Genomic DNA, 1,255 nt, shown 5'->3' on the forward strand with positions numbered 1-1,255 from the left:
CTGACAGGTGTAGGTATTTTACAACCAAGAGGAAGGGGAGTAGTAAAAAGCATCAACGGGGGTGGGAGAGAAAGAACTCCAACGATGAAGGTGAATCGACAAACCTTTCAGTAAATCAGCAACTAGGGTAATAGAACCCAGAAGAAAACAAGAAAGCTGACGTAGAGGTTTGAGGTGGAGAGTTTTACTAAAGACAGTATGTTGGGGGGGAAGTGGCGACAAATTGGGTTCAGGAGATTGATTTTCCGCTTCTCCACCGGGCATAACCATCCAGAGAGTAGCTACAGCCATAGCTAACCAAAGGCGTTCGGCAAGCGGTGGGTCAAGCAGGCTTTGTGTTTTGCCATTGCCAGCCGTCGGATTTGAGGTCACGGTCAACACACTCCGTAGAAGGACGTAAGCCATACCAGAGGGCATCAGCGGGGTGACAAGTCGGTCAAAACCAACCAAGGCTCTTGATAGCCAGAATCCCAACGGGCCAGCAAGGTACAGGCCAAGGGATTAGTTTTAAAGCAAACCAACTGACCCGACCAAGATTGTCCAGGGGCTGAAACTAGGGCATCTAAGGGCTGCCATTGACCATGAGGGGAAATTTTGACCAGTCCTTGCCGGTTAATGCGTAAAAACGGATGCCAGCCGGCTTCCACAATCACTTGATAGAGCCAAGGCGCGTATAAGCCGCGGTCGGCTGGGACAATTACAGTCCAGCCATTAGGAACCGCTTCTTTGAGCTTTCTGAGCAGTTTTTGCCAGTGAGGTTGACCACTGCCCGGTTGATTAGCTTTGACGCTCGACCAAGCTATGGGAATCCCACAGCCCGCCAGCAAGACATTAATCGACAAAACTACGACTTTATTGCCCCTAGTGGTGGCATCCAGTGCTAGGGCTATTATTTCTATATTGATAGGCAGTAAACTGATCACCCAGATTAACAATGGCGCAAAACCACTACTCACCTCAAGAGTGCTGCGCTTTTCTCCTTTTTTCGCTTTCCAGGACTGATACCATTCTTTGAGTCTCTGTCTGACTCTATTGGGTTTTTCCTCATTGACTGCCGCAATCAACCTCGACACCTGAGTCAAACTGCTCGATTTGGTCATGACCATCCCGAAGCTCCAAGTTGCCAATCCGATAGCTTGCGGTATTGACAAATGGGGCAGATGTTCTGATACTATGCACGACCACTGCTTGAGATATTTGTTTTTCAGCATTGCCTTTCACGATGCTCCTCTAAATCTCTAGCTTGATTTTCTCA

2 protein-coding genes are annotated in these 1,255 nt (G+C 48.4%); both read right to left on the minus strand.

Translation table 11 applies throughout. The annotated features are described in order from the left end of the window. Window positions 1-18: 18 nt before the first annotated feature. The gene (locus IQ234_RS21465; RefSeq protein ID WP_322743474.1) at window positions 19-372 is read right to left on the minus strand and encodes a transposase; all 354 of its coding nucleotides are present in this window, start codon (window positions 370-372) and stop codon (window positions 19-21) included. A gap of 44 nt (window positions 373-416) precedes the next feature. Further along, window positions 417-1,211 (minus strand): transposase, encoded by a 795-nt coding sequence (locus IQ234_RS21470; protein WP_228008652.1) that lies wholly within the window; start codon window positions 1,209-1,211, stop codon window positions 417-419. Between the last annotated feature and the right edge of the window lie 44 nt (window positions 1,212-1,255).

Origin of the sequence: Microcystis aeruginosa LEGE 91341, assembly GCF_015206885.1 — a bacterium.
GTDB lineage: Bacteria > Cyanobacteriota > Cyanobacteriia > Cyanobacteriales > Microcystaceae > Microcystis > Microcystis aeruginosa_H.

Bases quoted from the DNA above. Each gene is read 5' to 3' on its own strand.
- IQ234_RS21470 (WP_228008652.1), bottom strand. From the start codon at position 1,211: ATGCTGAAAAACAAATATCTCAAGCAGTGGTCGTGCATAGTATCAGAA.